Below are 3,587 nucleotides of genomic sequence, written 5' to 3'. Positions count from 1 at the left end.
TTTATATTTTTAAAAAAATTTACAAGACAAAGTCGGTACAACTCTCATGAGTCATACCGACTTATTTTATTGGCTATCTATTTCCCGATATCCCCACGATGGGAGGAAGATTGATGAATTTTAAAGGAAGGGTTGCTATTGGAGTACTTTGTAGTATACTCGGACTTACTATATCTTTACAGTTTAATACCGTAAAAAATGTAACTGGTGGAGGTTCCTTATCTACTCAAAAGGCACAACAACTGGCCATAGAGCTCAGAAATCTAAGAGCAGAAAAAGAAAAATTGAATAAAGAGCTCACTAATCTAGAAAACCGATTGAAGGAATATGAGCTATCTGAAGCTGATGAAAACTTAATCATAAAGAATCTTAAAAGAGATTTAGAACAGCATCAACTATTAGCTGGATATAAAGAAGGAGAAGGATCGGGGGTGGTCATTACTGTTGATGAGCTCCAAAGTGATCTCATTATGGGAGGAGAAGGTAGTCCTATTATGTATAGCAATGAAATAATCATGGCGATCATAGCGATAATAAATATACTCAATGGCGCTGGAGCCGAAGCGATTTCTATTAATGATCAAAAGTATATATCTACTACTGAAATCTCTCTTGCTTCTAATGCTTTGCTGATTAACTCAGTACCTACTAGATCCCCATTCATAATTAAAGCAATAGGTAATCCTGAGACATTAGAGGCAGCATTGAATATAAGATATGGTATTGTATGGGAGCTAAGAGACTATTGGAATTTGCAAGTAGATGTAAAGAAGGAAAATAATGTTATTATACCCCGATACAACAAAGTAATAAAATATGAATATGCAAAACCTATTGAACCGATTCAATAGGTTTTGAGAAGAGGGGAGGCTATAAAACCTATTTATCAAAAAATGATTGTCGCACTGATGTTGTGCATATTGGATTTTACAATTATTTTGCAGTTTAGAAATGATTTGAAGGATTACAGCTTTGCAAACTTAAAAAGATTAAACGATACGCAGTTCAATAATTGTAAGTGTTTGATTGATAACGAATAGAAAAGAGAGAAAAGGAAAAAGATTCTGCTCTAAAAGCTCAAATGTATAAGTAGGAACAAGAGCCATCTCTATTAATCTAAATATTTGAATGTTATCATTTAGTTATTTCTTAGTTTTATCTTTTATTCTTTCTAAATCTTCAATTGTAAGTGTTAAATCATTTTTTTCGTTGACACTTATAAACTGTTCATTATCTACAGTACTCTTTGTGTTTACAATGTCTTCTTCATAGCTATAACAAGCTTGAATAGGATTTAATAAACTTGCAGGAAAATTCTCATAAGTCCTAAGAAACATTACATACTTCCTGTTCTCTACAAAATTTACATTATCCTCTTCCCCTACTATATAAACCATAGTCTTACCTTCTCCACCTATCTGTTTAATCTCTATTGTTTCACCAGGTTCAACATCTCCTTTGTAAGAATTGCTGACTTCAACAGTATACACAGTATAAACCATCATAGAAGGAGGTGTATCGCTACTTGGATTCATCCGATGATCGATTTCCTCAACCCTTGAATCCACTATTGTCCCTTCAATAATTATAGCTGCTTTTTCAGCTAAAGCATCTATACTTGGATAATAGGGATAATCTGCATACACAATTGTAGTTGATTTTTCTTCTTGTTTAACATTTTCATTTTGTGCTGAAAATCCAATTGATGTTAGAATCATACCCCAACATACTATAATTACAAATAATCTACTCATTTTCATTCTAACCTCCTTAAAATATTCTATATTTTAATACTTAGCTCTAATATGAAATCTACATCTTCTTCTGTTTCAAAATTCGTTGCATTAGAAACAGTTTTAAATGAGAAAAGATTAAGGTCAGGAACCCCTATCCAAGCAAAATTCCCTTTATCTTCATTGTTACTTTTATTAGATTCAAGTATTTCATTAAATGGATCAGCCTTAACTTTAATTTCATGGGTACCTTCTGGAATACCATCTAGAGATATTCCTCCATTATATGTATATCCTGCTTGAATAGTACCTACAGTTATAGTGCCCCCATGAATAATAAAAGTGCCGACCATTGCGGCTGCTAACATTAATATATTTGCCCCCCAAAAGGCTGTAATCTATTGGGTTGTCAAATATAAACCTTATGTTTATTCTGCTCATTTAAAAGATACTATATAAAAATATCAGCAATAAAATAAGTACTTAGGCAAATGGTAAGACTATAATGCCTGCTAATTTAAATCTTCTGCCTTTTCCCCTTAGAAAATCTAGCTTGTACTCAAGTACACCTCCAATATATCATAATTTTTTGACTTTTCAATAGAATTGTAACGAAACAGGGGTGAAACGTAATGAAATGGGGAATAAAACTTTTTCGTTACCTTTTACCCCTGTTTCGTTACATTTGGGTTGTATATTTTTTCCATCCATGCTATCATTCAACTTAGTTAAAAAAGTTAGAGGTGATTGAAAATGCATAGTCTTATCGACATTTTTGCCTATAAAATTTATAAAGAAAAGCTTTTGTCTCATGGTGATATTCGTAAAATGAAATATGCTGTGGACTTTCATTTTATTTAAATTTGTCTTGGCATATAACCATAACTTTTTTGAATGTGGCATATGGACAATCTGTTTGCAAGCATTCCAATTATTTATAGGAAGGGGGAAAACCCATGAAGAACAATGGTTCCATATTTAAAATAGCTTTATTTTCTATTGCATCTATGTTTGTACTTGCTTCAGACTTAGTTGCTTATTCAGGTTCAGTACTGTTTTGGGGCGAGCCAAAATGTCCTAAGAATTTATTAAAGTAATATTTTGAAAGCTGTACTCCTTCCATCAAAGGAAAGCTCTATGGTTCCTTGATAATAATCAACAATTTTTCTAACATTGTATAGACCATAACCCCTGTGCTTTCCTTTTTTTGTAGAAAAACCTCTTTCAAAAATACGATGAATATCTTCTTGTTGAATTACTCCTCCTGTATTTTTCACTTCTATTACTTTGAGATTTTCTGCTGTTCCAAGTATTATAGTTATTCTACGTGGATTGTGGCTACTGTTATTTTCAATTGCCTCAATAGCATTATCCAACAGATTCCCCAACAACTCAACAAGTTCATGTTTCTCTAATGGATATTCTAGTATTTCACTTTTGAATTCTACATCTATCGAAAGGATAAATATTTCATACCATTGCATATAATTCTCCCTTTAGCCTGCACTTTAGCCAGAAATTTTATTTAAAAATTCTCTTTTGTATTTGTCACTTACATAAGCACCCAAAGAGTAGTTTTTAAAATGCACTATCCAGGAGTTCTTTTCATTCTTTTCTATTAGGTGGATATTTTTCAGATTAACTACCTAGATTTTGTACAAACAAGACCATAGCACTTTCCAATAGTTACCATGGTAGCATTACCAAAAAACAACTAAAGGTGAGAATAGCCCGCCCATAGAAGTATTTTTTATCCCCCAAAAATCCTACGAAAGGCGGTATCTCACCTATGAAAAGTATATCATTCAAACTAGATGAGAATAAAGTGGTAAATACTTCTGCTTGGCTTGTTTC

At 32.4% G+C, this 3,587-nt stretch carries 6 protein-coding genes; 2 read left to right on the top strand and 4 right to left on the bottom strand.

The features are described 5' to 3' along the window. The first annotated feature begins 113 nt into the window (after window positions 1-113). A complete protein-coding gene (locus CHB72_RS25460; RefSeq protein ID WP_242975280.1) occupies window positions 114-851 on the top strand; it encodes a DUF881 domain-containing protein in 738 nt (245 codons plus the stop codon). Window positions 852-1,142: 291 nt separating this feature from the next. Here CHB72_RS25460 and CHB72_RS25455 read toward each other — a convergent pair whose 3' ends face one another. After that, window positions 1,143-1,754 carry a hypothetical protein gene (locus CHB72_RS25455; RefSeq protein WP_141131615.1) on the bottom strand — a complete coding sequence of 204 codons (612 nt, stop codon included), beginning with the start codon at window positions 1,752-1,754 and terminating at the stop codon, window positions 1,143-1,145. 26 nt (window positions 1,755-1,780) lie between these two features. Next, window positions 1,781-2,101 (bottom strand): CARDB domain-containing protein, encoded by a 321-nt coding sequence (locus CHB72_RS25450; protein ID WP_089285666.1) that lies wholly within the window; start codon window positions 2,099-2,101, stop codon window positions 1,781-1,783. 588 nt (window positions 2,102-2,689) lie between these two features. Between CHB72_RS25450 and CHB72_RS25445 the strand changes: the two genes are divergently transcribed. Then, window positions 2,690-2,830, top strand: a complete 141-nt coding sequence (locus CHB72_RS25445) for an AgrD family cyclic lactone autoinducer peptide (RefSeq protein WP_089285665.1) — start codon at window positions 2,690-2,692, stop codon at window positions 2,828-2,830. On the opposite strand, the gene CHB72_RS25440 is transcribed toward CHB72_RS25445, so the two are convergent. Further along, a complete protein-coding gene (locus CHB72_RS25440) occupies window positions 2,822-3,217 on the bottom strand; it encodes a sensor histidine kinase (RefSeq protein ID WP_089285664.1) in 396 nt (131 codons plus the stop codon). The genes CHB72_RS25445 and CHB72_RS25440 overlap by 9 nt on opposite strands. Window positions 3,218-3,241: 24 nt before the next feature. Then, window positions 3,242-3,370 (bottom strand): hypothetical protein, encoded by a 129-nt coding sequence (locus CHB72_RS28170; protein WP_278277912.1) that lies wholly within the window; start codon window positions 3,368-3,370, stop codon window positions 3,242-3,244. Window positions 3,371-3,587 lie beyond the last annotated feature (217 nt).

Source organism: Anaerovirgula multivorans (assembly GCF_900188145.1).
Classification (GTDB): Bacteria; Bacillota; Clostridia; order Peptostreptococcales; family Natronincolaceae; genus Anaerovirgula; species Anaerovirgula multivorans.
The sequence above is the reverse complement of the archived record's forward strand: the minus strand, read 5'-3'. Positions and strand labels throughout refer to the sequence as shown.